Origin of the sequence: Klebsiella sp. HN106 (genome assembly GCF_051209435.1) — a bacterium.
GTDB lineage: Bacteria > Pseudomonadota > Gammaproteobacteria > Enterobacterales > Enterobacteriaceae > Klebsiella > Klebsiella oxytoca.
On the sequence record NZ_JBLURD010000241.1, the window covers coordinates 1 to 293 of the forward strand.

Here is a 293-nt window from a genome sequence, read left to right on the forward strand (position 1 = left end):
TCGCCCGTTCTCCCTTTCCAGGCACGATATTTTTTCGCCCTTATCACAGACCGGAGTGACAGTTCTGCCATCAGCCGCTGCACTGTTTTATGGTTTATCCGCAGCCCCTGTTTTCTCAGTGCGAGCGTGATCCTGCGGTAGCCATAACGACCTTTGTGATAGTGGTATATCTTCCTGATGTTCTCTTTAAGACCCGCATACCTGTCCCCTTGCTTCAGTGCATTCATATTGTAATACCACGTGCTACGGGACATACCGGCCGCCCGCAGAAGGTCCCGCAGAGCGTGTTCATG

General features: G+C 52.2%; 1 protein-coding gene. It reads right to left on the reverse strand.

Going from position 1 to position 293, the window contains the following annotated elements:
* A partial coding sequence (locus ACSIPU_RS31095) for an IS3 family transposase (protein ID WP_435322550.1) occupies positions 1 to 293 on the reverse strand: 293 nt, incomplete at both ends.